General features: G+C 62.1%; 19 protein-coding genes and 1 pseudogene. 15 read left to right on the top strand and 5 right to left on the bottom strand.

The annotated features are described in order from the left end of the window. Positions 1 to 16: 16 nt before the first annotated feature. From VF629_RS08315 to VF629_RS08295, 5 genes are all read left to right on the top strand, one after another. Positions 17 to 3,013: a PD-(D/E)XK nuclease family protein gene (locus tag VF629_RS08315; protein ID WP_331058005.1), complete on the top strand. Its 2,997-nt coding sequence runs from the start codon at positions 17 to 19 to the stop codon at positions 3,011 to 3,013. Positions 3,014 to 3,029: 16 nt separating this feature from the next. Further along, complete coding sequence (locus tag VF629_RS08310; protein ID WP_331058004.1) at positions 3,030 to 3,482, top strand: nucleoside deaminase; 453 nt, start codon at positions 3,030 to 3,032, stop codon at positions 3,480 to 3,482. 501 nt (positions 3,483 to 3,983) lie between these two features. Next, complete coding sequence (locus tag VF629_RS08305; RefSeq protein ID WP_331058003.1) at positions 3,984 to 4,517, top strand: helix-turn-helix domain-containing protein; 534 nt, start codon at positions 3,984 to 3,986, stop codon at positions 4,515 to 4,517. A gap of 252 nt (positions 4,518 to 4,769) precedes the next feature. Continuing rightward, positions 4,770 to 6,521 (top strand): chloride channel protein, encoded by a 1,752-nt coding sequence (locus tag VF629_RS08300; protein WP_331058002.1) that lies wholly within the window; start codon positions 4,770 to 4,772, stop codon positions 6,519 to 6,521. Between the two features lie 47 nt (positions 6,522 to 6,568). Next, positions 6,569 to 7,843: a TIGR03862 family flavoprotein gene (locus VF629_RS08295; protein WP_331058001.1), complete on the top strand. Its 1,275-nt coding sequence runs from the start codon at positions 6,569 to 6,571 to the stop codon at positions 7,841 to 7,843. 9 nt (positions 7,844 to 7,852) lie between these two features. On the opposite strand, the gene VF629_RS08290 is transcribed toward VF629_RS08295, so the two are convergent. Continuing rightward, a complete protein-coding gene (locus VF629_RS08290; protein WP_331058000.1) occupies positions 7,853 to 8,116 on the bottom strand; it encodes a hypothetical protein in 264 nt (87 codons plus the stop codon). A 184-nt stretch (positions 8,117 to 8,300) separates the two neighbouring features. On the opposite strand from VF629_RS08290, the gene VF629_RS08285 reads away from it, so the two are divergent. Further along, on the top strand, positions 8,301 to 9,749 hold the full coding sequence (locus VF629_RS08285; protein ID WP_331057999.1) for a DNA integrity scanning protein DisA nucleotide-binding domain protein: 1,449 nt from the start codon (positions 8,301 to 8,303) through the stop codon (positions 9,747 to 9,749). A gap of 190 nt (positions 9,750 to 9,939) precedes the next feature. Here the strand turns inward: VF629_RS08285 and VF629_RS08280 are convergent, their stop codons facing one another. After that, positions 9,940 to 10,932, bottom strand: a complete 993-nt coding sequence (locus VF629_RS08280) for an aldo/keto reductase (protein ID WP_331057998.1) — start codon at positions 10,930 to 10,932, stop codon at positions 9,940 to 9,942. 287 nt (positions 10,933 to 11,219) lie between these two features. Here VF629_RS08280 and VF629_RS08275 point away from each other — a divergent pair, with 287 nt between their 5' ends. The 7 genes from VF629_RS08275 (at position 11,220) to VF629_RS08245 (ending at position 16,794) form a co-directional block, all read left to right on the top strand. Beyond that, positions 11,220 to 11,678: a hypothetical protein gene (locus VF629_RS08275; protein WP_331057997.1), complete on the top strand. Its 459-nt coding sequence runs from the start codon at positions 11,220 to 11,222 to the stop codon at positions 11,676 to 11,678. Between the two features lie 2 nt (positions 11,679 to 11,680). Further along, entirely contained in the window at positions 11,681 to 12,370 is a 690-nt protein-coding gene (locus VF629_RS08270; RefSeq protein ID WP_331057996.1) for an SCO family protein, read from the top strand. Then, the gene (locus VF629_RS08265; protein ID WP_331057995.1) at positions 12,371 to 12,775 is read left to right on the top strand and encodes a cytochrome c; all 405 of its coding nucleotides are present in this window, start codon (positions 12,371 to 12,373) and stop codon (positions 12,773 to 12,775) included. Positions 12,776 to 12,968: 193 nt separating this feature from the next. After that, positions 12,969 to 13,898, top strand: a complete 930-nt coding sequence (locus tag VF629_RS08260) for an enhanced serine sensitivity protein SseB C-terminal domain-containing protein (protein ID WP_331057994.1) — start codon at positions 12,969 to 12,971, stop codon at positions 13,896 to 13,898. Positions 13,899 to 14,092: 194 nt separating this feature from the next. Continuing rightward, complete coding sequence (locus tag VF629_RS08255) at positions 14,093 to 15,451, top strand: M28 family peptidase (protein ID WP_331057993.1); 1,359 nt, start codon at positions 14,093 to 14,095, stop codon at positions 15,449 to 15,451. An 87-nt stretch (positions 15,452 to 15,538) separates the two neighbouring features. After that, positions 15,539 to 15,928 carry a hypothetical protein gene (locus tag VF629_RS08250; RefSeq protein ID WP_331057992.1) on the top strand — a complete coding sequence of 130 codons (390 nt, stop codon included), beginning with the start codon at positions 15,539 to 15,541 and terminating at the stop codon, positions 15,926 to 15,928. Positions 15,929 to 16,026: 98 nt separating this feature from the next. Then, on the top strand, positions 16,027 to 16,794 hold the full coding sequence (locus tag VF629_RS08245; RefSeq protein WP_331057991.1) for a slipin family protein: 768 nt from the start codon (positions 16,027 to 16,029) through the stop codon (positions 16,792 to 16,794). A 198-nt stretch (positions 16,795 to 16,992) separates the two neighbouring features. On the opposite strand, the gene VF629_RS08240 is transcribed toward VF629_RS08245, so the two are convergent. Further along, entirely contained in the window at positions 16,993 to 17,847 is an 855-nt protein-coding gene (locus tag VF629_RS08240; protein WP_331057990.1) for a DUF2911 domain-containing protein, read from the bottom strand. Between the two features lie 226 nt (positions 17,848 to 18,073). Between VF629_RS08240 and VF629_RS08235 the strand changes: the two genes are divergently transcribed. Together VF629_RS08235 and VF629_RS08230 are read left to right on the top strand one after the other, a co-directional pair. Further along, on the top strand, positions 18,074 to 19,573 hold the full coding sequence (locus VF629_RS08235; RefSeq protein WP_331057989.1) for an SDR family oxidoreductase: 1,500 nt from the start codon (positions 18,074 to 18,076) through the stop codon (positions 19,571 to 19,573). A 174-nt stretch (positions 19,574 to 19,747) separates the two neighbouring features. Beyond that, the gene (locus tag VF629_RS08230) at positions 19,748 to 21,595 is read left to right on the top strand and encodes a prolipoprotein diacylglyceryl transferase family protein (RefSeq protein WP_331057988.1); all 1,848 of its coding nucleotides are present in this window, start codon (positions 19,748 to 19,750) and stop codon (positions 21,593 to 21,595) included. 9 nt (positions 21,596 to 21,604) lie between these two features. On the opposite strand, the gene VF629_RS08225 is transcribed toward VF629_RS08230, so the two are convergent. Then, complete coding sequence (locus VF629_RS08225; RefSeq protein ID WP_331057987.1) at positions 21,605 to 24,184, bottom strand: DNA topoisomerase 3; 2,580 nt, start codon at positions 24,182 to 24,184, stop codon at positions 21,605 to 21,607. 111 nt (positions 24,185 to 24,295) lie between these two features. Then, a pseudogene (locus tag VF629_RS08220) lies at positions 24,296 to 24,881 on the bottom strand (hypothetical protein); the annotation flags it as partial.

The following is a 24,881-nucleotide window of genomic DNA, read 5'->3' as shown; positions in this document are numbered from 1 at the left end:
GGGTATCTTTGCTTCGATGCCTGCCCACCCTGCTCCCTTTCCCCTTGCGGCGCCCGCCGACCCGCTGGCGGCTCCTGTTTCCTTCCTGGCCCAGACCGCGCGCGAGTTGCTGGAACGCTACGGCTCGGGCCCCCTCGACGAGTTGTCCGACATTGTGGTCGTGGTGCCCACGCGCCGCGCCGTGGTCTATTTGAAGAACGAGTTGGCCTTGGCCCTGCCCATGGGTTCGCCGCTGTGGGCCCCGCGCGTGGCCGCCATGGAAGACTACATGGTGGAGCTGGCCGGCGTGCAAGTCGAAGAGCCCATTGCCCTGCAGCTGCTGCTCTACGACATCCTCAAAGGCATCGATGCCGACCTCGACTTTGACCGGTTCGTGGGTTGGGCCGGCCTGCTGCTGAGCGACTTCTCCAACCTCGACCAGAACCTGGCGCCCACTCGCAAGGTGTTCGAATACCTCAGCCAAGCCAAAGCCCTGGAGCGTTGGGACCTCGAAGCCCTGCCCGCCAACAGTCGCGCCGCCGCGCACTCGTTTAGCTTCTGGGACCAGCTCGAAAAAGTGTACCGCGAGCTGCAGCGCCGCATGCTGGCCACGCACCTGGCCTACCCCGGCCTGGCCTACCGCCGCGCCGTGGAAAAGCTGGAGAAACAGCTGGCCGACCCCGCCGCACCTGCCCCCGTGCAGCACGTGTTCGTGGGCCTGGGCAACTTGTCGCGCTCCGAAGAAAAGCTCATTCGCCTGCTCATCGGGGCGGGCCGGGCCGAAGTCCGCTTCGACGCCGACCCCTTCTACCTCGACCTCGACTCGCCCAACCGGGCCGGGCAGCACCTGCGCCGCTACTTCAAGCAGTGGAACCTGCCCCGCGAGCACATGGGCGGCGGCGTGGAATGGCTGCGCGGCCAGCCCCGCCACGTGCGCTACCTGGGCGTGGCCAACCCCAGCATGCAAGGCAAGCTGGCCGGCCAGCTCCTGGCCGAAGCCCGCCGCCAGTACCCCGACGCCAGCGTGGCCATTGTGCTGCCCGACGAGACGCTGCTGCTGCCGGTGCTCCACGGCCTGCCGCCCGACGAGGTGCCCGACTACAACGTGACCATGGGCCTGAGCTTCCAGGCCACGCCCCTCTTCAACCTGGTCGATTTGCTGTTCGAGGTGCACCTTACCGGCATTCGGGAAGGCAGCGCCGAATCGGGCTACGGCGTACCGCGCTACCACCATTTGGCGGTGACCAAGCTGCTGAGCCATCCCTTTCTGCGCCGCTACCAGCAGTGGCTCGACCGGCAGCCCGACCAGCCCCAGTACCACGGCGTTCTGGACCAGGTGTGCCGCGAAATCGTGCGCCTCAACGCCGTGCTGCTGCCCGCCACCGAGCTGCTGAAGCTCGGAGCGCACCACCCGCTCATCGAGGCGCTGTTCAACACCTGGAACAACTGCGACGACATCATCGCGGCCTGCCACACGCTGATTGACTTGCTCAAGCAAGTGTATGCTGACAAGCAGTCGGGCATTGAAGCCGAATACCTTTACCTGTTTTACACCCTCATCAAGCAGCTCGACTCGGCCTTCGACTGCCGCGAGCAGCGCCTGTCGGTGCGCTCCTTCCGGCGGTTCCTGTACGAGCAAATGGCCCGCACCCGCCTGCCCTTCTCGGGTGAGCCGCTGGCCGACGTGCAGGTGATGGGTTTGCTCGAAACCCGGGCCCTGGACTTCGACCACGTCATCATCCTCAGCTGCAACGAAGGCGTGCTGCCGGCGCCCAAAAAGCAGCAGTCGCTTTTCCCGTACGACGTCCTCACCGAGTTCAAGCTGCCCACTTACGCCGATGCCGAGGCCATCACGGCCTACAACTTCTGGCGCCTGCTGCAGCGCACCCAGCGCGTGGACTTGGTACACGTGCTGCCCGGCGCCGAAGGCATCAAGAGCGGCGAGCGCAGCCGCTTTCTGTTGCAACTGCAGAACGACTTACTGCCCCAAAACCCGCAGCTCACGCTGGAGGATTTGGCCGTTTCGGTAGTTGGGCCAGAAACCGAAGTGGGGGTTGACGCCTACGAAGGCGACCTAATTCTGGAGAAGGACGCCGAGATGCTGGCCGCCCTGCGCGGCGTGCTCGAACGCAACATCTCGCCTTCGCGCCTGAATGACTTCCTGGCCTGCTCGCTTCGCTTCTACTTTTCGAAAGTGGCCCGTTTCTACGAAAACGAAGCCGTGGAAGAAACCCTGGAAGCGGGCAGCTTCGGCACGATGGTGCACGCGGCGCTCGAAAACCTCATGCGGCCTTTCGAGCAGGACGCCTGCCCCCTCACCGCGGCCGACATCCCCAACCTGGTGAAACAAGCGGCCGAGGAAGTGCGCAAAGCCCTGCGCCAGGAAGAAACCGAAAAGCACGCCCGCCCCGACGAAGGCCTCAACCACGTGTACGGGCAAGTGGCCGTGCGCCTCATCACGCGCTACCTCGAAGGCTTGGAGGAGAAAGAAGGGCTGCCGCTGCGACTTTTCAGCCTGGAAAAAGACCTGGCCGCCACCGTATTTGTGGATGTGCCGGAGTCGGGCCGCCTGGCAGTGCGCCTCTTCGGCAAAGCCGACCGAGTGGACCAACTGCCCGACGGCCGCCTGCGCGTGGTAGACTACAAAACTGGCCTCGTCGAAGCCAACGACCTAAACCTGACCGGCTACCGCAACCGCTTCACCCCCGCCGAAGCCACCGAGCGCCTGCTCTACGAAGCCTCCTCGAGCGCCGACAAAGTGCGGCAGTTGTGGCTGTACCGGTTCATGCTGGCCAGCACCGAAAAGCGCGAAACCGAGAACACCGCCATCGTTTCGATGCGAAACCTAGACAAAGGCCTGCTCTCAGCGGACTTAAGTTTTCTCACCAGCGAGGGCCAGGATTTCGTGCAGACCTCGGAAGAGCTGGTCACCAAGATTGTGCTGCGCATCCTCGACCCCAACGAGCCTATCCGCAAAACCGATGATTTCAAAAAGTGCGAACATTGCCCCTACAAAGGCATTTGCGCACGCTAATTCACTTCCCTTCTATATGTCCAACCAACCCCAAAAAGACGAATTCATGCAAGCCGCCATCGACGAAGCCCGCCTGGGCCGTTCGCAAGGAGGCATTCCCATCGGCTCGGTGCTCATCCGCGACGGTAAAATTGTGGGCCAGGGCCACAACAAGCGCGTGCAGGAAGACTCCCCCATCAAGCACGGCGAAATGGATTGCCTGACCAACGCCGGCCGCCAGCGCACCTACCGCGACACCGTCATCTACACCACGCTGATGCCGTGCTACATGTGCGCTGGCACCATCGTGCAATTCAAAATCCCCAAGGTCATCGTGGGCGAGTCGCGCACGTTTGGCGAGTCGCGTGCTTTCCTGGAGAGCCATGGTGTGGAAGTAGTAGACCTTGATTTGCAAGAGTGCGTCGACATGATGGATGAGTTTATCCAAGCAGAGCCCACCCTCTGGAACGAGGACATCATGGAGCTATAAAACGTCGCGCCGGCCAATCTCTGACGAGCATTTAGGTGAAAATGAGCGCATACCCCATCCCACCCGCTTCAGAAACCGCCATTTTATATAGCTGGTAATCAATACTAGTGAGTGTTTGCTCACACTTAGTGAGTCACTACTCATCGGTACTCCCGCTGTTGTGGCCTACCTTTGCTTCAGCTAATGGGAAACGATTGACTGGTTGACCCGTTAGACAACTTCTACGTTCTTTTCGCCAGGTGTCTCCCACCCCATCTGGGAATAAAATTGGTTGAAAGTCTAAAAGCTTTCAACACGTTACAGCCGGTTAAATCGAAACCCTCGATTTGACCGGCTGTATTTTTTTGCCCTCTCGACGCGTTCGCAAACGCCAGCAAACTCGTCAATAGTGCAGTCGGCACCGTTCTCAAGGCCTTATCTTGCCGCGGTCTCCTGCAGACTGCTAGGGCAACAACTGTCCGATTCCAACTATCCATTTTTTTTCTTCTACCCGGTTGGACCATGACCAGTCATTCTAAAATTGAACAAGCCGCTCTTCAGCTTTTCGGAGAACGCGGGTACGATAGCACCTCAACGCAGCTCATCGCTCGGCAAGCCGGCGTGTCGGAAGCCCTGCTTTTCAAATATTTTCTCAGCAAGGAAAAACTCTTTGAGTACCTCATCAAGCAAGGGTTTCGGCGCATTGTGGAAGCCAACCGCGGCATCCTAACCGAGAAGAACCCTCGGACGCTCATTGAAAACGTCATCGACCTCCCCTACAAACTGGTGCACGACGAGCCCGACTTCTGGAAGATGCAGGACAAGGAGTTTAACCGGCCGCTGGTGCAGAAGTACTTCCAGCGCTTCATGAGCCCGATTGATAACCTGCTTAAGCAAGCCTTTACCGAAGTGGGCGCCGACGCCCCCGACCTGAACACGCTGCAACTGCTCCTGCTCATTCAGAGCCTCTGGCGCAACCTGCTTTACGAGCACAACGCCCCACTCTCGCAACTGCGTGCCCACTTGAAACGCACGCATGTTCCAGCGGCGGCCTAGTTTTTTCTGAATCAGATTGCTTTTAAAGTGCGAGGCCTGGTTTAGTTGCAATAAATTTGTGCAAGCGGCTTCGCAGCCGCTGCACACCACATCTGAGGGAATAGTCCGCAGTTTCAACGCGTAAAGAGTCGGGCTCAACGAGCTTTTGCCGATTTTCAACATCTGCCGGCCCGTTTTTTGCGTTGCTACTACTGCGTTAACTGCCCTCTTTCGCTCATGCCTCACCACGCCGTCCACCGATTGTTGCGTCCTATGCTTGTTTGGCGGGCGCGCCACATCAGCGAGCGGATGTACATGCTCCTGCTGAGCGTGTTGGTGGGCGCGGCAGCCGGCTTGGCGGCGGTACTGCTCAAAATTTCGGTACGGTGGGGCCAGGAAATGCTGCAAGGCGGCATTTCGGAGCCCAGCCGGGTGTTTGCACTGTCGGTGTATCCCCTCATCGGCATCACGCTCACGGTGCTGTTTACCAAGTATTTTCTGGGGGGCCAACTGGGCCGCGGCATTGGCCCCATCATCTACAACACCGCCCGCGAGGGCAGCGTGGTGCCCCGCTCCAAGCTGTACTCCCAGCTGGTCACGGCGTTTCTGACGGTCACTTTTGGGGGCTCGGCCGGTACCGAGGCACCCATTTCGGTGACGGGCGCGGCCATCGGCTCCAATTCGGGCCGGGTGCTGCACCTCGACCGGCGCCGGCGGCGTTTGCTCACGGGCTGTGGGGCAGCAGCAGGCGTGGCGGCCATCTTTAACTCTCCCATTGCGGGCGTGCTGTTCGCTGTGGAAACCATTTTGCTGGAGCTGCCGGCGCAGTATTTTATTCCACTGCTCATCTCGTCGGCCACGGCCACGGTGGTGTCCAAAGCGCTTTACGCGGGTCAGCCTTTCGTGCTCATTACCACCAGCTGGCCTCTCGATGCGGTGCCGTTTTACGTGCTGCTGGGCTTGTTTACAGCCTTTTTCTCGGTTTACATGATTCGGACCTACCACTGGTTCGAGAAGTTTTTTGACCGGTGGCCTGGCCTGGACTGGCGCAAGGTGCTGATGGGTGGCACGGCCCTGGGCCTGCTCATTTTCCTCTTCCCGACCCTTTACGGCGAGGGCTACAACACCGTGGAACTGCTGCTGCGCGGCCACTCCGAGCGGCTGACCGACGCCAGTATTTTCTCGGTTTACCAGGACAACAACCCGTGGCTTTTGCTGGTGCTGGTGCTGTTTAGCTTGCTGCTGAAGGTGGTGGCTACCAGCATCACGGTGGGCGCCGGGGGCAATGGTGGCATGTTCGGCTCGTCGTTGTTTGCGGGGGCGCTGGCAGGGTTCTTCTTTGCCCGGCTCATCAACCTGAGTGGGCTTACGCACATCCCGGAGGTGCATTTTGTGGTGTTGGGCATGGCCGGTACGCTGGCCGGTGTTATTCACGCGCCGCTCACGGCCATCTTCCTCATTGCGGAAATTACCGGTGGGTATGCCCTGTTTGTGCCGCTGATGCTTGTTAGCAGTTCCTCCTACCTCATTACCAAGTATTTCGAGCCGTATTCGGTGTACACGCGCAAGCTCACGGCCCGTGGCGTGGACGTGTACGCCAACCGCGACCGCGGCCTGCTGGCCCAACTCGACCCGCGCAAGCTGCTGGAAACCGACTTCATTGCGGTGCGGCCCAGCACCACGTTGGGCGAATTGGTTGACGTTTTCCGGCACGCTTCGCGCAACCTGTTCCCGGTGGTGGCCGCGGGGGGCCGGCTGCTCGGCGTGGTCAGCCTCGACTCGGTACGCGACGCGCTGTTTGACGATGCGCACTACGCCACCACCCAAGTGCGCGAGTTGATGGAGCCCGCCCCCGCCGTGGTAGGCCCCAACGATGACTTGGAACATACCCTGGCGCTGTTTGACCGGCACGGGGCCTGGGCGCTGCCCGTGTGCGAGGAAGACGGCCGCTACCTTGGGTTCATCCTCAAATCGGCTATTCTGGCCCGCTACCGGCGGCAGCTTATTCAGGAAAGCGAAGCGTAAGGCTGTGCTTAGTGAAAAAGGAGGAATGAGGAGTATACTTGCCAAGCGTGTCTGAAAATTCCTCGTTCTCCGCTCCTCGTTCTGCATTAAGCGAAGCGTTTGTGGCCGTCATCGGCGGTGGCCCGGCCGGCCTGCTAGCCGCCCAACGCCTGGCCGAAGCTGGGCTGCGCGTGCGGGTGTACGAGGCCCAAGCGACGGTGGGACGCAAGTTTTTGGTGGCCGGGCACGGCGGCTTTAACCTAAGCAATGCCGAGGAGCTGCGCACGTTTGCACAACGCTACGGGTCGCAGGGAAGCCGTTTTCAGGACCTGCTCAGCCACTTTTCGCCGGCTGACTTGCGCGCCTGGGCAGCCGACTTGGGCATTGCCACGTTCGTGGGCACCAGCGGCCGGGTCTTTCCGGAAGCCGCGCACAAACCCGCCGACTTGCTTCGGGCTTGGCTGCAGCGCTTGCGCGGGCTGGGCGTAGAACTGCACACCCGGCACCGCTGGCTGGGATTTGCCGGGGCATCGGGCCTGCGCTTGCGCAACGAAACCGCCGGTTCAGATGGTCCTGAGTACGTGCTGGAGCCCGCCGCCACGGTGCTGGCGCTGGGCGGCGCCAGCTGGGCCAAAACCGGCTCCGATGGGGCCTGGGTGCCGCTGCTTGAGGAGCTAGGCGTGCCGGTAGTGCCGTTTGCGCCGGCCAACTGCGGTGCCGAAGTCGGCTGGTCGTCTTTTTTCAAGGAGCGAGTAGGCCGTGCACCCCTCAAAAACATTGGCCTGCGGGTAAACGACGGCCCGCAGGTGCGCGGCGAAATCATGCTGACCGACTACGGGCTGGAGGGCACGCCCGTGTACGCCCTCACGCCGCAGGTGCGGGCGGCGCTGGCCAGCGGCCAGCCGGCCGTGCTGCACCTCAACCTCAAACCCGACCTGGCCCCCGCTGCGCTGTTGGCCAAGCTGCGCCAGCGCCGGGCGGGCGCTTCGTTGCCCGATTTTTTGCGGAAGGCGCTGCACTTGGGCCCGCCCGTGCCAACGCTTGTGCGCGAAGTGCTGCCGGAAGTCACTCCCCTGACTGCGGAACAACTGGCCGAGCTGCTAGTGGCCCTCCCACTGCCCGTAACCGGGCTGCGCCCGTTGGATGAGGCCATTTCCACCGCCGGCGGCATTGCCTTTGAAGCGGTGGATGAGCATTTCATGCTGCGGCAACGGCCCAACACCTACGTGGCCGGCGAAATGCTGGACTGGGAAGCGCCCACCGGGGGCTACCTGCTGCAGGGCTGCTTCAGCACCGGGGCGTGGGTGGCCAGGGGCATCGTTGCCAAACTCAGAAATTCGTAAAATTCTTGGTTAGCGCTCGGCTTTCAGGGCCTTGGCGCGCTCTTCGGCTTCGCGCAGGATTTGGCGGGCTTCGCCCAGCAGGCGGCGGCCGGGGTTGAGCTCGTCGCGGGCAATGAGGGCGAAAAGCAGGAAAAAAGAAACGAACGGCAGCACCCAGCCGAGCACAAACCAGAGCCAGAACGAGCGGCCGCGGCTGTGAGCGCAATACCCCGTCAGTATCGGAATGAAGGAGATGGCCACCGCCACCACGAAAAGCATGTCGACGAAGAGCATAGGCTTAGGGGGGTTAGCGGTGAGGGATGGCGTGGCGGGTTTATCCCGAAGATACAGGGTTGCGGCCGGCAAATGAAGCATCTAAACGGGAAATTTGTTTCATAGTACCACTATTAAGCGCTTTTTTCCGTAGTTCGGGGCGAAGTCGGGTCCGCAACGGGATTCGGCCGTCCTGAAACTGCCCATGTGGGAACACCAAAGTCTATTTCGCGTTTCGGCTCAACTCTTTGCCGAAGGCATTTTCAATCTGCTTGACCGGGGGCTGCGTCCCGAAATATTTTTGCTGGGCTTCGCTTCGGCCAAAGAATCGGACGAGCCCGGCGCCGTGGTGGTGGAGCCCAATTCGCTGCGCTACTCACCGGCCGATTTTAAGGACGTGAAAGAACACGCCGCCGCGCTCGAAGCGGACGGGGGACCCAAAGGCTCCGTGTACCACCTGCACCCCAACGACCACGACCGCAGCGAAAAGCAGCACTGGTACGAACTGATGTGCCAGGCCACCGAAAGCACCCTCCAAAGCCTGACCGCGGCGCGCCGGGAAAACCGACGCTCGTTCTGCTCGGTGCCGGTGAGCTTGCAGGGCTACCTCGTGACGGTGGTGTTGCAAGTGTCGGCCGACTGCTACAACGGCTATTACGCCCTTCCCAAGCCCGGCAGTGGCCGCCCGGCCAACCTGCCCCACGCGGCGGTGCTGGAGTTTTTGCACGACTGCAGCCGCGCCCTGCGCGAAGCCGACACCGCCGACAACGACCAGCCCGTGCTCGACCGCGACCACAACGAGCTGCTGCGCTCGGCCGGCCGCCGGCTGATGTTGCGGGTAGCCCCCGCCGGCACCCACGGCCTGTACGACGCCTGCAACGGCGTGGCCGCCCTGCGCCACGAGGGCGACGAAGGCATCGGGACCATGCTGGTGAGCCGGCGCCTGCACCCGGCCATTGTGCCGGTGCTGACCCTGGAAACGCCCGTGCCCATGCGCGACCACCGCTCCATCCGCAAGCTGCTGGAGCTGAGCGAGGGCCACACCGCCCTGATTTCCGACGCCTCGCACGTGTTTGGCCTGGGCCAACTCGTGCCCGATTCCGACTCGCAGTTCGAGCCCCTGGTCACGGTGCACTTCACGAACCACTACGGCTGGGAAATGAGCCACGCCGGCCACGTGCTCATGCGCGTGGTGAGCAACACGCCCCGCCTGCCCCAGGGCCAGGTGGCGGCCGATAATTTTGGGCGCATCATCCGCATCGTGTTTCCGAATCTGGATGCCGACAGCACCGATTATCTCTGGGACCTGGCACAAAAGGCCAGCACCCAGCCCACGGGCACCATTCTGGTCATCAGCACGGGCGCAGCCCAGGAGGCCAAGCGCCTGACGCGCCAGTGCTTCCGGGTGGTGCCGCGCATCATGACGCCCTCGGTGCTGAAGCTGGTCACGAACATCGACGGGGCCGTGCTCATCGAGCCCAACGGCATGTGCCACGCCATTGGCGCCATCCTCGACGGCCTGGCCACCGACAAAGGCGACTCCTCGCGTGGCGCCCGCTACAACTCGGCCCTGCGCTACGTGAACAGCAGCAAGTACCCCGCCCTGGCCGTGGTGGTCAGCGAAGACGGCTGGATTGATTTGCTGCCCTCGTGAGCAATGGGTGAATGGGTGAATGGCTGAATGGGTGAATGGGTGAATGATGCGGCATCAACCAGTCATTCCCAATAACCAAGGTGCAGGGCCGCGGTCACACAGGTAGATACTGCCCAATCGACCAGTTTGCTTCTTGCTAATTGCTTGTTCAACCTTTATTCACCATTCGCCCATTCGCCCATTCGCCCATTCACCCATTGACGCTCCCCATCATGGCTTCGGGGTAGCGCTGGCCAGCGGCGGCCTTGCCTTTGGGCGCGATTTCGTCGAGCTGGGCCAGTTCGTCTTTTGATAGTTCGACTTCCAGGGCGCCCAGGTTTTCTTCCAGGTATTTCACACGTTTGGTGCCCGGAATGGGCACTACGTCATCGCCCTGGGCCAGCACCCAGGCCAGAGCCAATTGGCTGGCGGAGCAGCGCTTTTGGCCGGCCAGGTCTTTGATGCGGGCCACGAGGTCGAGGTTTTTTTGGAAATTTTCGCCCTGGAAGCGGGGCGTGTGCCGGCGGTAGTCATCGGCTTCCAGGTCTTCGAACTTCGTGATTTGGCCGGTTAGAAAACCGCGACCCAGCGGCGAATACGGCACAAACCCGACGCCCAGCTCATGGATGGTGGGCAGTATTTCGTCTTCCGGCTCGCGGCTCCAGAGCGAGTATTCGGTTTGCAGGGCGGCAATGGGGTGCACGGCCACGGCGCGGCGCACGGTGGCGGGCGCGGCTTCGCTCAGGCCAAGGAAGCGGACTTTGCCTTCCTCCACCAAGCGGCTCATGGCGCCCACGGTTTCCTCAATGGGCGTGTTGGGGTCGACGCGGTGCTGGTAATACAGGTCGATGTGGTCGGTGCCGAGGCGCTTGAGGCTGCCCTCGCATGCGGCTTTCACATACTCGGGCCGGCCGTTGATGCCGCGTTTGGCCGGGTCGTTGGGGTCGCGCTGGATGCCGAATTTGGTGGCGATGATGGCGCTGCTGCGCTTGCCTTTGAGGGCACGGCCGAGCAGCTCTTCGTTTTTGTAGGGGCCGTACATGTCGGCGGTGTCGAAAAAGGTGACGCCCAGCTCCAGGGCGCGGTGCAAGGTGCGCGTGCTTTCGGCATCGTCCTGGCCACCGTAGAAGTCGGACATGCCCATGCAGCCCAGGCCCAGGGCAGAAACGGTGAGGCCGGAGCGGCCCAGTTGACGGGTTTTCATACGTGTGTGTTGGTTGAAAGAAAAGACTGTGCTTTTAAGCTTACGCACGACGCATGCTAACCGACCAAACAAGGCAGCTGTTTAGGAAGTGTGTCGCTTGCCAGTCCGACGCCCGAGGCGTCCGACCGGTTGTTGGTCAGCAACCGTTGGAGCATCGTGCGGCAACCGGTCGGACGCCTAGGGCGTCGGACCGGCAAGTGACTTGCTAAACTGCTTCAAGGCTTTGATTATTCGCCTGGCAAGGCTGGCCACCCCCGCCTCACGCGAAGCAGGCGTACCTTTACGGAGTGAATACTTCCCGACTCACCCTACGGGCCGTGCTGCCCGCGGCGCTGGCCCTGCTGGCTGCCTGCACCTCGCCCAACCAGCCCATTGCCGAGCGCGGCGCGCCCTCGCCCGCCTCGGCAGCCGAAATGGCCCTCATGGCCCGCCACGATTCGTTGATGGCGCAAATGGACCAGCTTTTTCAGCTCAAGGCGAAGATTAACGCCACGAAGTCGCCCGCTGCCGGCCCCTACCTGCGCGGACTGGCCGCCGCCGATGAGGCCATGATGAGATGGATGCGTCAGTACAAAGCGCCCGACACGACGGCCGCGCCCGCCGCGCGCCTGGCCTATTTCCAGCAGCAGCAACAGGTGCTGGCCGGCGTGCGCCAGCAGTTTCGCGCAACGATAGATTCGGCTTCGTTGTTTATCAAGCAGCACCCCGCCGCGGCCACTCCGGCCGCGCCCGCCTCTTCCAAATAACGATGTTGAAACGCTTGTTTTTGCTTCCTGCGTTGGCCGCCGTTCTTGCCACCGCCTGCACCAGTCCCGACACCACCGCCCGCCTCCCCATCTTGGGTGAGCGCGACGTACGCCCACGTGCCGACGGCGGCCCCGCCGACACCGTGTTTGCCACCGTGCCAGCCTTCCGCCTCACCGACCAGAGCGGAAAAGTCATTACCAATAAGACCTTCGCGGGCCGCGCCTACGTGGCCGACTTCTTCTTTGCCACCTGCCCCGGCATCTGCCCCAAAATGCAGGGCGAGCTGCTGAAAGTGTACGCCAAGTATGGCAAGGACCCACGCCTGGCTTTCCTTTCGCACACCATCGACCCGGCCCACGACAGCATTCCGGTGCTGCGCGACTACGCCGACCGCCTGGGCATGGGCGGGGCGCGCAACTGGTACTTCGCCACCACCGGCGCCCACGGCGAGCCCACCGCCCGCGACACCGTGTTTCAGCTGGCCCGCGCCTACTTCACCGCTGCCGAACCCGACAAAACGGCCCCCGGCGGCTTTGCCCACAACGGCACCTTTGCGCTAGTGGACGACCAAGGCCACATTCGCGGCCTCTACGACAGCCTCAACGCCCAGGAAGTAGAACGCCTCATGAAGGAGCTGCCCACGCTGCTGGCCGAAATTGAGACCCGGAAACCTGGCGTGGCCCAACGCTAAATGAGGGCGTGGGCCAGCCTCCTGCTGGGCGGCGCGGTGCTTGCTACCACGCTGCCCGGCTGTTTCAGCAACAACCGCAAGCAGGGCGAGCGGCTGTATGTGCAGCACTGCGCCAGCTGCCACGGCGACCAGGGCCAGGGGTTGGCCCGCCTGATTCCGCCGCTGGCGGGCGCCGATTACCTTACCAAGCACCGCGACGAGCTGGCCTGCCTGCTCCGCAACGGCCAAAAGGGCCCCATTGTGGTAAACGGCATCAGCTACAACAACGTGATGCCCGGAGAGAAGGGCTTGAGCCCCGCGCAGATTACCAACTTGCTCAACTACATCGAGAACCACTGGGGCAACAAAGGGCCGCTTCGGACAATCAACCAGACGCAGCAACAGCTCGACGCCTGCCGCCAGTAAACGAGACGAAACCCCGACTGAGAAAGGCCGCGTCCTGCTCATCTCGCGTTTGCGCAGCCGAGGCGCAGGGGGCGAGAGGCTTCAATCAGGCCAAACAGGTCATTCGATTCCCGTGCATCAGCCCTTTTCACGTCTACCAAACCCGTTTTTCGCCGTAGATTGCGCTTCCAACACATTCGCATTTTAATCCGCTATGGGCCTGTTTGATTTCCTGAAAAGTAAACCCGCTGATACTCCGGCTACCCCGACCCCAGCCAGCAACCCCTCGGCCACGCCGGCCGAAAAACCCGCCGGTGGCCCCCGTTATCAGGGCTCGAAGTTCACGGCCCCGGTAGAGCCGGTTGCGCCCGTGCCCACTTATCAGGTTCCGGAGCCCGTTCCCCTGCCCTACGAGCCGGAAAACGTGCTGGAGCAACTGCTGCTGCTGGCCGCCACCGACGAAAACGCCCGCCCGGCCTTTTACCAGGCGCTGCTGCAGGAGGAAATTCTGATGATTCTGGCGCCCATGGAAGGCATTGCCGAAGGCGAAGTCGTGCTAAGCGAAGGCCAGGAGATTCAATTGCAGATTCTGGCCGATGGCAAGCTGCCCATCTTCTCCTCGGTGCCCCGCCTGACGGACGGCGGCGTGGAAAACGGGCCCGTGAGCTACGTGCGCCTGCCGGGCCACGCATTTTTCAACATGGTGCAGGGCCAGGACTGCGTGCTCAACCCCTTCTCGCCGGCCGGCAAGCTGCTGCCCAAGGACGAGTTGGCCGCGCTGCTGTCGGGCCAGCTCACCGGCCCGCTTTCGCCGGCCGGCGGCGATGCCCAGGTAATGCTCAGCGAACCCGCCGACTACCCCACGGCCGTGGCCGACGCCATCAAGGAATGGGCCGCCACCCAGCCGCACATCGAAACGGCTTTCCTGGCCCAAATGCAGCTGGCCAACAACCCTGAAGTGCCCCGTCTGCTGCTCGCCTTCGAGAGCACCAACCCCGACCCCAGCTTCATGCAGGAGCTAGGTCCGGTACTGCAAGGACAAACCAACGCCTACCAATTCGTGGACCTCATGCTGCTGGATGTGAACTCCGACGAGGGCGTAAACCCGTATTTCCGGACGGTGGAGCCGTTTTATAAGAAGTAATGTAGGACATCAAACTCCCCTCCTTACCAAGGAGGGGATGTTTCAGCGCAGCTGAAACGGGGGTGGTTGTGGCGTATGCGCCGGCAGAAATTCTTCCGCCGAATGATGCAGACGCCCACAACCACCCCCGTTTGGCTTTCAGCCAAACATCCCCTCCTTACCAAGGAGGGGAGTTTTCGTTCTAACTTTCCCACATGAAACTCGCTGCACTCCTACTTCTGGCGCCTTTTGCCGCCCTTGCCCAAACCAAACCCGGCCCCCTGCTCCCACCGGCCGACCCCAAAATTCAAAAGCTGGTGGAGGAAATCTCGGCCAAAAACCTGGAGGCCGACATCCGCAAGCTGGTTTCGTTTGGCACGCGCCACACGCTGAGCGACACTCAGAGCCCCACGCGCGGCATTGGCGCGGCCCGCAACTACGTGCGCGACGAGTTTCTGAAGTACAGCAAAGCCGGTGGGGGCCGCATGACCGTGGAGATGGACACCTTCACCGTGAAGCCCGACGGCCGCCGCATCAACAAGCCCGTGCTGATGGCCAACGTGCTGGCCACCCTGCCCGGCACCGACCCCAACGACACCCGCGTTATCCTGGTGAGCGGCCACATCGACTCGCGGGTGAGCGACGTGATGAACGCCACCGCCGACGCGCCCGGCGCCAACGACGACGGCTCGGGCACGGTGCTGGTGATGGAGCTGGCCCGCGTGCTGGCCGGGCAGAAGTTTCCGTGCACCCTGAAGTTTGTGGCCGTGCAGGGCGAAGAGCAGGGCCTCTACGGTTCGGGCCACCTGGCCGAGCGCGCCAAAAAAGAAGGCTGGAACCTGATTGCGATGCTCAACAACGACATCGTGGGCAACTCGCACGGTTTCGACCCGGTGATTAACGACGACAAGCGCCTGCGCGTGTTCAGCGAAGGCGTGCCGGCCAACGAAACGCCCGACCAGGCCAAAATTCGCCGCCAGCTCAGCAACGAGAACGACGGCATCAGCCGCCAACTCGCCCGGTACACGCAACGCGTGGGCCAGCTCTATGGCAAAGGCCACCAAGTGGTGATGGAGTACCGCCCCGACCGGTTCTTGCGCGGCGGCGACCACACGCCCTTCAACCAGCAGGGCTTTGCGGCCGTCCGCTTCACCGAAATGAACGAGGACTACACCCACCAGCACCAGGACCTGCGCACCGAAAAAGGCCGGGCCTACGGCGACGTGATTGAAGGCGTGGACTTTGCCTACCTGCGCCGCAACGCCGGCATCAACCTCGCCACGATGGTGAGTCTGGCCCTGGCGCCCGCCGCCCCCGCCAAGGTGGAAGTCCTCACCGCCAACCTCACCAACCGCACCGAGCTGCGCTGGCAGGCCCCCGCCGCCGGCCCCAAGCCCAGCGGCTACGTGGTGCTGGTGCGCGAAACCAGCGCCCCGCAGTGGCAGCAGCGCATCCCCGTGACTGGCCTGGCCGTGAACCTGGACATCAGCAAAGACAACTTCATTTTCGCGGTGGCCAGCGTGGACGCCGCCGGGCATGAGAGCGTGCCGGTGCTGCCGGTGGTGGGGCGGTAAGGCGAAGAATGTCTCAGAAACATCTCGGGTGGCTCACGCAACCCTTGCGTCTACTCGCAGGTCAGACAGGAAACTATCTTTCTCGCTATGCGCCACTTATTAGCCCTTGCTTCATCTTTTCTGCTGTTAGCAGTCAGTAGCTGCCAAAAATCAGTTCCTAGCCCTGACCTAAATGGTACATACACAGGAACCTTTCAGCGAGAGCCCGGTGGTCAAGTATCACAGGTAAGCTTGACTTTTTCGGAAGGCGAATGGAACGGCACGAGCCAAAAAGTCAAATATCCGGCGCTGTGCTCGGGCACTTATAAGGTGACCAACAAGAACAAGATAATCTTTACCAATGCATGCGTTTGGACAGCAGAATTCGATTGGACACTCATCCTCGGCGGTGAATACGATTTGAATACAAAGGGAAAGACTATAGAAATTATCGAGCAAAGGGGGAATGGAAGGGACATATACCGTTTAAGCAAGTGAGTTGCGATGTAACGGGGCTTCCTGCTGATGAAGGAGTGATGTAATGCTGGCCTCGCCGCGGCGATACATGGACCAAATTTCACCAACCCATTCCGGTCATGTCACCGCTCTTCATCGTTCTCTTCATTGTTCTTTTTCTGTTGTCCGGCTTGCGCATTGCGCAGGAATACGAGCGGGCCATTGTGTTTCGGCTGGGCCGGTTTGTGGGCACGCGCGGGCCGGGGCTGTACTGGATAATCCCGATTATCGAGCGCCAGCAGACCATTGACATCCGCACCAAAACGGTCGATTTGGAGCAGCAGGAAACCATCACCAAAGACAGCGTAACCATCAAGGTCAACGCCGTGCTGTGGTTTCGGGTGGTGAACCCGGCCGACGCCATCATCAAAGTCGCCAACTTCAACCAAGCCGTTTACCAATTGGCGGTCACGGCGCTGCGCAACATCATTGGGCAGCACCAGCTGGATGAGGTGCTGCGCGAGCGCGCCCAAATCAACACGGCGCTGCTGCAAATCGTGGACGCGGCCACCGAATCCTGGGGCGTAAAAATCGAGCTGGTCGAAATCAAGGACGTGGAAATTCCGGAGTCCATGCAGCGGGCCATGGCGCGCGAGGCCGAGGCCATCCGGGAGAAACGGGCCCGCATCATCAAGGCCGAAGCGGAGCTGGAAGCCAGCATTAAGCTCACGCAGGGCGCCAAGCAGATGGAGGAAAGCCCCATTGCCCTGGAGCTGCGCCGCATGCAAATGCTCTCGGAAATCGGCATCGATAATAACACGACAACCATCATGCTCATTCCGTCGGAGTTCACCAAAGCCGCCAACAGCTTCACCCAGATGGTGGAGCAGGGCAACAAGCAGGCGTAACCTCACCCCTGACCCCTGCCGGGCACGGCCCCTCTCCAAATAAGAGGGGGCACCGGTTCTGCTCAGATGGATGATTAGTAGCAAAAGAAAAAACCCGCCATCAGCGGGCTTTTTCTTTGATTAAATGACGCCAAAGGCAAGGCCGGTGCCCCCTCTTTTTTGGAGAGGGGCCGTGCCCGGCAGGGGTCAGGGGTGAGGTTATTTCCGCGCCAAAGCCAGCACCTCCTGATTCAAACGGATGTATTCGGCTTTCGAGACTTCGTTTTTATCGGTCTGCACCATTTCCAACGACTTGTTAGCGGCCTCGATGGCGTCCTTGTTCTTGCCTTGTTTTTGCAGGAGTTTGGCTTTCCAATAGTAGCCGTAGTAGCTGGTGGGGTTGGCTTTGATGAACTCGTCGACCCAGCCGAGGGCGGGCGTAAGGTCTTTGCCGGCGTTGAAGTAATACTGCGCGGCGGTGATGTAGGGCTTCTTTTCGCCCTTCATGGCCTGCTCAATCTGGCCCATCACAATGCGGTCGGGGTCGGCCGTGATGGGCAGAGCCACCTGGGTGCGGTCCCAGCTCACCACCAGGTCGGCGGCGTTGGGGCGCAGGTTTTCCACGGTCAGCGACATGGTTTCCACGGGCGCAGCGAGCTTAGTGGGCTTGGCTTTCACGCGCAGCACGTCGAGAGCCTGTTTGTATTGGTAGGTGCCCCACTGGGCCGTGTCGCGGTTCAGGATGAAGGTCCACTCCTTGGCGTCGGGGATGGTGAGGAGGGCGTAGGCGCCGGCGGGCACCGCTTGCCCGTTGATTTTTACTTCTTCCCCGAAGCGCACTTTCGTGATGGTGTTGGCGCCGGTGCGCCACACCGTGCCGTTGGGCACCAGATTGCCGAACGCGGCCCGGCCCCGCAGCGACGGCCGCGAATACGTCAGGTCGATGTAGGAAGTGGAGAAGCTCTGGCGAATGTGCGTGGCCGGGCTCAGGGGCGGGGCCGTGAGCTTGGTTTGGGCGTGAGCGGTGGCGGCCAGCAGCAGGCCCGAGGCGAGGAGTGGGACGAAGTGTTTCATGCCGGCAAAGATGCTGATTTAGTGCGGAGGATGCAGCGTGGGCACTGGTTGGTTCCACGGCGGCAAACAACTCGCCGCCGCAGCCGTTCCGTTAATAGAATGTCCTGTCAATGAACCGTCCTGTCGAGCGCAGCCGAGACATCTCGCGTGTGGTAGTAATTAGTTTTCCGAGGCGAGATGTCTCAGCTGCGCTCGACAGGACGGTTCATATTCTTTAAGGCTGCCCATGAAAATCCTTCTCACCGGGGCCACCGGCTACATTGGCCAACGCCTGCTGCCGCTCCTCGCCGCCGAGCACGACGTGGTGTGCCTCGTTCGCGACGCCCGCCGCTTTGCACTGGCCGACATCTTGCCCGAGACGCTGCTGCCCCGCGTGAGCGTGGCCCAGGGCGACTTGCTCAAGCCCGAGACCTTGGCCGACGTGCCCACCGACATCGACGCGGCTTATTACCTGGTGCATTCCATGAGCGGCGGCAGCAAGAACTTCTACCAGCTGGAACAGGAGTCAGCCCGCAATTTCACGCAGTTTCTCGACACCACGACGGCGCGGCAAGTCATCTACCTCTCGGGCATTGCCAACGACCAGGGCCTGAGCGTGCACCTGCGCTCGCGCTACGCGGTGGAAGACGTGCTGAGCCAAGCCGCCACCGCCAAACTGACCGTGTTGCGGGCCAGCATCATCATCGGCTCGGGGTCGGCGTCCTTTGAGATAATCCGCGACTTGGTCGAAAAGCTGCCCGTGATGGTGACGCCGCGCTGGCTGAACTCGCGCTGCCAGCCCATTGGCATCCGCGACATCATGTTTTACCTGACCCAGGTGCTCGACAACCCCGCCTGTTTCGACCGGGCCTTCGACGTGGGCGGGCCCGATGTGCTGGCTTACCGCGACATGCTGCTGGGCCTGGCGGCGGTGCGCGGCTACAAGCGCTGGATTGTGACCGTGCCCGTACTCACGCCCCGGCTGTCGTCGTGGTGGCTGTATCTGGTCACGAGCACCACGTTTTCGCTGGCCCAAAGCCTGGTCGAAAGCCTCAAAAACGACACCGTTTGCGACCCCGCCAAGAGCATCGACGCGGTGATTCCGCACCACTGCATGAGCTACCGGGAGGCGCTGGCCCTGGCATTCACCCGCATCGAGCAGAACGAAGTCGTCAGCTCCTGGTCCGATGCGCTGAGCTCGGGCACCATGCGCCAGAACTACATGGACGCCATCCAAATCCCGAAGAACGGCATGTTCTTCGACCGCCAGCTAATGCCTTTTCAGCGGCCCGTGCCAGAGGTGCTCGACAACATCTGGCGCATTGGCGGCGACCGGGGCTGGTACAAAACCGACTGGCTCTGGCAGCTGCGCGGCATCCTGGACAAGGCCGTGGGCGGCCCGGGCCTGCGCCGCGGCCGCCGCTCGCCCAGCCGCCTGCGGGCCGGCGACCCGCTCGACTTCTGGCGCGTGCTGGTGGCCGACAAAGCAAACCGGCGCCTTTTGCTCTACGCCGAAATGAAGCTGCCGGGCGAGGCCTGGCTGCAATTCCGCATCGTGGACCAGGAAGACGGCAGCCAAGCCGTGGAGCAGCTGGCCGCCTACCGCCCGCGCGGGCTGGCCGGGCGGCTGTACTGGTATTCGGTCCTGCCCTTCCACGGCATCATCTTCAAGGGCATGGTCAAGAATTTGGTGAGGTACCGTGAGCCAGTAACAGTTCCCCAACAGCAGCCCGAGCATGCGCAATAAACAAGCACCTGCAAAGACTGATTATTTGGATATAAATACCTAGTATTCAATAGCTGTTTATCGTTCTTATTAACAAATCAAAGTCTGATGCTGGCTAAGTTGTACTTGCTGCTGGCTTGGCTTAGGAAGTAGGTTTAAGCTCTCAACCTGAGGAGCCTGCTTATCCTGATTTTCATGACCTTCCCCTACTCCGACGGCCACGACTTCTACACTCCGTTTTACCTGCTTGCCACCCTCACCAATGTGCTGCTGTTGCTGGTGGAGGGCTGGCGGCGCGGTTTCCCATTGCGCCCTTGGCTGACGCTGGTTGCGGCCAGTAGCCTGGCCCTCATTCTGGGCACCAAGCTCATCACCCACGGCGTAGCCGAGTGGCCCGCGCTGCTGCTCAGCGACGCGCCCAGCAGTCCGGCGCGCTCCATTCTGGGCGGTGGCTTGGCCGCAACCCTTACGGCCCTGGCGCTGCGGCGCTGGCTGGGTTTGAGTTGGCGGGTGTTGGACGCCCTGGCGCTGCCGTTGTGCGGGGCGCTGGCGGTGCAGTGCGTGGGCTGTGTGCTCACAGGCTGCTGCTTTGGCCAGCCCACGGCCGCGCCCTGGGGCCTGACCTACGCCGCCCACACCCTGCCGTGGTGGAGCCAGGTGCAGGCCGGGATGCTGCCCGCCACGGCGGCGCACTGCCTGCCGGTGGCGCCTACGCAACTAATGGCCCTGCTGCTGTGCGCGGCCGTGGGCGGCGTGCTGCTGGCTACCCGGCACCGGCGCTGGCCGGTGGGCTCGTGGCTGCTGCTGCAAACGGGCCTGCTGCTGCTGGGGCGCTTCGGGCTGTCGTTCTGGCGCGACCCGGCGGGCGAGCCAGTTGCCAGCACGGTGCATACCGTGCTGGGTGGAAGCTGGACGGAGCTGCAGTTCGGCTTGCTGCCTTTGGGGCTGATGGCGCTGGCGACGTGGGCTTGGCGGGTGCGGCGAGCGGGCCCGGCCGCAGCGGCCCCGAAAACGGTGGCGGTTAACGCTCCCACCCGCTCCGTGGCCGTGGTGCTGGTCATGCTGGCCCTCACGGCCGTGCTGGGGCGCCACGCCCTCACCCTGCCCGAAGTGCTGGTGGTGCGCGCGCTGCTGCTGGCGGTGCTGGTCGCCGAAGCCAGGGCTGCGGTAGCCACGCTGCAAGCCCGGGGCCCGCGCCTGGTGGGCCTGCCGCTGAGCGTGCTGCTGGCCGGGCTGGTGCTGCTGTCTACCGCGCAGGTCCCGGCGGCCCTGCGTGTCTCGGCGGCAGACAGCACCCGCATTCGTCGCACCACCATCATCACAGGCGGGGTGCTGGGCAACCACCGCGAAACCGAACAAGACATACTCAGCGACTCGGGGTGCGGGGGCTCGCAGCGCCTCGCCTTGCAGCAGCAAGCGGGCGTGGTGGGCGGTGAAGTAGCGGTGGAAAAATCCGGGCCTGTGGGGCGGACCGGCACCTGGGGCGGCGGCGTTTGGGTGGGCCAGCAACGCATCGATATGTTGCCGCTGGACCCGGACGGTAACACCTTCATCACCGCTCGCGACAGCACCGTGCGCAAGCGGCTGGCCGACGTGCACATCTACCGCGAGGTACACCGCGAAAACGGCTGGCTCTCAACAGATGTTCGCCTGGGCCTGCACATCGGCAGCCTGGGCTATTACAGCTATTTTGGCGATGGCGAAAGCAAGGGGAGCACCCCGGTAATGCCGGAGCTGATGGTCCGCATTGGGAAACCGTCCGTCCTGTTCGCGCAAGCCGATTTAGGCTACGGGGCCGAGAACGTGATGGGCGGGCTCACCACGCGCTTTGGGCTGGGTTCGGGACTGGGCAGCGCTAACGGGTCCAGGCTGGTGGCCGGCTACGCAATTTCGCCGAACCAGGTCCGCCCCAGTCTGGGCTTTGTGAGCGCCAATCTGCGGCTGCCCGGCCGCACCGGCTTCAGCCTGGAGCCGTACTACGCCACCAACTTTGCCCGCAACTACAACCTGAGTCTCAAATTGAACTACCGAATCAGCCGCTGATTCCGAACCCTACGCAAACACCGGTACGACGCGGCCTTCTTCCACCTTCAGCGCCGCGTCGTACTTCTTGCCGGTTTTGCTGGAGATGAAGCCCTTGATGACGCTGGTTTCGCCGCGGCGCAGCAGCTGCTTGAGCTGCGTTTCGGTGAGCTGCTTGCCGCCCCATTCGAAAGCCACTCTAAACTGACAGTCTTCGCGGAAGCGGGAGCAACCGTAAGCCGCCTTGCCTTTGAGCATGGTGCCCAGCTTGCACACCGGGCAGGGAATCTCGCCGGAGTCGGGCGAGGCGCCGGGCTTGCTTTCCGCCACGAGCAAAAGTGTGGGCTGGAAGGCACCGTCCAAGCCAATGGCGGCGTCGAACTTCTGCCCCTCGGCCCCGAAGAAGCCTTTCATGACGGGCGTGCGGCCTTTGGCCAGCAGGGCTTTCACTTGCGGGTCGCTGAGCTTCTTGCCGTGCACCTCGACGGGCAGGCGGAAAGAGCAACCTTCGCGAAAACGCACGCAACCGAAAGCGGTTTTGCCGCGCACCACGTGGCCGGTTTTGCAGGCCGGGCAGTAGCCCAAGCCGTTGGCACCGGGCAGGGTGGCAGGCCCGCCGAGCTTGGTGGGGCGGCCGCTGGTCATGCCCGCGGGCACTTTGCTGGCCCCACCATTGGCCTGGGCTTGCTGCACGGCCAGCTCGGCGCTGCCGGACGTGACCATGCGGCCGCGGCCGTCGTTCTTCACTTCGGCCACCATCTCCTTCACCAGGCCCGAAAGTTCGCCCAGGAAGCCTTCCGACGACAGCTCGCCGCGCTCAATCTGACGGAGCTTGTGCTCCCACTGACCGGTTAGCTCCGCTGATTTTAGGGTAGGGTTACGAATGAGGCCAATCAATTCTACGCCGGTGGGCGTGGGCACGATGCGCTTTTTCTCGCGCCGGATGTAGTTGCGCTTAAACAGCGTTTCGATGATAGCGGCGCGGGTGCTGGGGCGGCCGATGCCGTTTTCCTTCATGGCCTGGCGCAACTCTTCGTCGTCGATGTTGCGGCCGGCGGTTTCCATGCCGCGCAGCAGGGTGGCTTCGGTGTAGTCCTTGGGCGGCTGGGTCATTTTGCTCTCCAGCCGGGGGTCGTGGGGGCCGCTTTCGCCTTTCACAAAGTTGGGCAGGACGGTGGAAACCGCGTCGTCATCGGCTTCGGCCGCCGCGCCGGCTGCACCAGGCGCGGGAGTTGGCTTGGGAGCCGCTTGTTGGGTGGGGTCGCCGTAGACCACGCGCCAGCCGGGGTTGAGAATCTGGCGGCCGCGCACGCGGAACGGCCGCTCGGCGGCTTCGGCCAGCACGGTGGTGTTGCTCACCTCGCAATCCGGGTAAAAGGCGGCGATGAAGCGGCGCGCAATGATGTCGTACACGCTGGTTTCCATGCCGCCGCTCGGGCCAGCCGCCCCCGTCGGGATGATGGCGTGGTGGTCGGTGACTTTGTTGTTGTTGAAAACCTTGGGCGTTTTGGGAATCTTGCCGGCCAGCAGCGGCTTGGTTAGCGCGTCGTAGCCAATGCCGCGCAGAATGCCGGGGATTTTAGCGTACTGGTCGTCGGGCAGGAACGTGGTGTCAACGCGCGGGTAGCTCACGGCCTTTTTCTCGTACAGCGCCTGCACAATTTTCAGCGTGTCCTCAGCCGACAAGCCCAACTGGTTGTTGCACTGCACCTGCAGCGAGGTCAAGTCGAACAGGCGCGGCGGGGACTCGCGGCCTTTCTTGATTTCCACGTCGGTTACGCGCAACGGGGCGGGGCGCACGGCTTCCAGGGCTTCGCGGGCTTCTTCCTCGGTCACGAAATAGCCCAGGGCCCGCAGCCGCGACTTGGTATCGGGCGCGGCGTCGGCGTCTTTGGCCTTATCAGGCGCGGCCATGTGGCTAAACAGCGTGCCGCGGTATTCGGTCTTCAGCACCCAATAAGGCTCAGGCCGGAAGTTCTGGATTTCGTGCCAGCGCTCCACCAGCAAGGCCAGGGTGGGCGTTTGCACGCGGCCGATGCTCAGCAGTTGCTTGTCCTGGTAGGTGGTGTATTTGAGGGTAAAAAGGCGCGTGGCGTTCAGGCCCAGCAACCAATCGCCCACGGCGCGGCTTTTGCCGGCCTGGTAGAGGCTGTCGAATTCCTTGGCCTCGCGCAGGTTGGCGAAACCCTGGCGGATGGCCTCCTCGGTGAGCGACGAAATCCAGAGGCGCTTCACGGGCTTGCGGCACTTGGCCTCCATCAGCACCCAGCGCTGAATCACCTCCCCTTCCTGGCCGGCGTCGCCGCAGTTGATGACTTCCGTGGCCTCGTCCACCAGCTTTTTGATGGTGTGGAACTGCTTCACCACGCCCTCGTCACGCCGCATGAGCTTGATGCCGAACGTGTCGGGAATCATGGGCAGGTTGTGCAGGCTCCAACGCTTCCACTCGGGCTGGTAGTCGTCGGGCTCCTTCAGCTGGCAGAAGTGGCCGAACGTCCAGGTGACCTGGTAGCCGTTGCCTTCCATGTAGCCGTCCATGCGGCGGGTGGCGCCCAGCACGTTGGCAATTTCACGAGCGACGCTGGGCTTTTCGGCAATGCAAACTATCACGGAATCAGAGATGATTTTGAAGGGTGCGCCTGGGTTTTCCGGCGTAGGGAATCAACAAAGGTAACCGGAGAAAAGGTCGCGTTTTTAAGCGCAAAGCGTTTGTCTACTTTCTCATTTTTTAGTGGGTTTGTGGCGTAGCTTTATTACACAGGCACACCGAAATCCTAGCCACTCCTGGGGACCGACGTAAGGAAAATCCGTTTTCAGGGTAAAGTCCTGAATCGAATTTTTAAAAGAGCCCCCTTTAGCAATCCCCGGAGTAGCCGTAAGTTCGGCGGCATTACCAATCATGTTGTAAAGCCCGAACGTGCTGGGCGGGTGGGCATAGATATAATCAGTTATCTCAAAGCCATCAGTAAGGCTCACATGGGGATTGTTCTGCTTATCACATCGAAACGGAGCAAGCGTACTGCCCACGTAACCAATTTCCTGCACGTTGAACTCCATTTCAAATAACGTATCATTTGGCAGCTCCCCACCGCCTTGCTTGCGTAGGCAGGCTGCTAATTCACCGGGGTTCTTGATGCGAAGTCGCTTGTATCGTGCTGTTCCCGGTGCAGGTGGGCGCATTACTCCATAAGGCGAGTCTGCCGACGCTAACCCTCCCGCAGCAGCCGTTTCCCATTCCTCAACCGTAGGCAGCCGATAGGTAATAGATACTTCATACTGTTCCAGAAGCCGCTTGTGCTTTTTTTGG

The sequence above is a fragment of the Hymenobacter sp. genome (assembly GCF_036388155.1).
Taxonomy (GTDB): domain Bacteria; phylum Bacteroidota; class Bacteroidia; order Cytophagales; family Hymenobacteraceae; genus Hymenobacter.
Note: the sequence above shows the minus strand (reverse complement) of the source record. Positions and strands in the feature narration are given on the sequence as shown.

What these genes read in the sequence shown, in the direction of transcription:
- VF629_RS08315 (WP_331058005.1), top strand. Translation starts at nt 17, where the DNA reads ATGCCTGCCCACCCTGCTCCCTTTCCCCTTGCGGCGCCCGCCGACCCG.
- VF629_RS08310 (WP_331058004.1), top strand. Translation starts at nt 3,030, where the DNA reads ATGTCCAACCAACCCCAAAAAGACGAATTCATGCAAGCCGCCATCGAC.
- VF629_RS08305 (WP_331058003.1), top strand. Translation starts at nt 3,984, where the DNA reads ATGACCAGTCATTCTAAAATTGAACAAGCCGCTCTTCAGCTTTTCGGA.
- VF629_RS08300 (WP_331058002.1), top strand. Translation starts at nt 4,770, where the DNA reads ATGCTTGTTTGGCGGGCGCGCCACATCAGCGAGCGGATGTACATGCTC.
- VF629_RS08290 (WP_331058000.1), bottom strand. Translation starts at nt 8,116, where the DNA reads ATGCTCTTCGTCGACATGCTTTTCGTGGTGGCGGTGGCCATCTCCTTC.
- VF629_RS08285 (WP_331057999.1), top strand. Translation starts at nt 8,301, where the DNA reads ATGTGGGAACACCAAAGTCTATTTCGCGTTTCGGCTCAACTCTTTGCC.
- VF629_RS08280 (WP_331057998.1), bottom strand. Translation starts at nt 10,932, where the DNA reads ATGAAAACCCGTCAACTGGGCCGCTCCGGCCTCACCGTTTCTGCCCTG.
- VF629_RS08270 (WP_331057996.1), top strand. Translation starts at nt 11,681, where the DNA reads ATGTTGAAACGCTTGTTTTTGCTTCCTGCGTTGGCCGCCGTTCTTGCC.
- VF629_RS08265 (WP_331057995.1), top strand. Translation starts at nt 12,371, where the DNA reads ATGAGGGCGTGGGCCAGCCTCCTGCTGGGCGGCGCGGTGCTTGCTACC.
- VF629_RS08260 (WP_331057994.1), top strand. Translation starts at nt 12,969, where the DNA reads ATGGGCCTGTTTGATTTCCTGAAAAGTAAACCCGCTGATACTCCGGCT.
- VF629_RS08255 (WP_331057993.1), top strand. Translation starts at nt 14,093, where the DNA reads ATGAAACTCGCTGCACTCCTACTTCTGGCGCCTTTTGCCGCCCTTGCC.
- VF629_RS08250 (WP_331057992.1), top strand. Translation starts at nt 15,539, where the DNA reads ATGCGCCACTTATTAGCCCTTGCTTCATCTTTTCTGCTGTTAGCAGTC.
- VF629_RS08245 (WP_331057991.1), top strand. Translation starts at nt 16,027, where the DNA reads ATGTCACCGCTCTTCATCGTTCTCTTCATTGTTCTTTTTCTGTTGTCC.
- VF629_RS08240 (WP_331057990.1), bottom strand. Translation starts at nt 17,847, where the DNA reads ATGAAACACTTCGTCCCACTCCTCGCCTCGGGCCTGCTGCTGGCCGCC.
- VF629_RS08235 (WP_331057989.1), top strand. Translation starts at nt 18,074, where the DNA reads ATGAAAATCCTTCTCACCGGGGCCACCGGCTACATTGGCCAACGCCTG.
- VF629_RS08230 (WP_331057988.1), top strand. Translation starts at nt 19,748, where the DNA reads ATGACCTTCCCCTACTCCGACGGCCACGACTTCTACACTCCGTTTTAC.